A 239-nucleotide genomic window follows, 5' to 3' on the forward strand; every position below is an offset into this window, starting at 1 on the left:
CGCATATTGCCGTGGCATTCGCACGCCGCGGCCGCGAGCCGCAACCGGTCGATCTCGATTTGGCCTCGTCGATCAGATTTGATCGCTCCGGATGCGCGCAGATCGCGCATCAGGAGCGTCACCGTCGTTCGTCGCACGCCGAGCATTTGCGACAAGGCCTCCTGGGTGAGCGGAAGAACGTCGTGGTCGATGCAGTCGCAAAAATGGAGTAGCCATCGGACCATGCGGTCTTTGACCGG

1 protein-coding gene is annotated in these 239 nt (G+C 61.9%); it reads right to left on the reverse strand.

Translation table 11 applies throughout. The features are described from left to right. Positions 1-239: helix-turn-helix domain-containing protein (locus tag ACZXDY_RS46775; protein ID WP_464350141.1), on the reverse strand; the 239-nt coding region annotated here is incomplete at both ends.

The sequence above is a fragment of the Bradyrhizobium sp. LeoB3 genome (genome assembly GCF_055456055.1).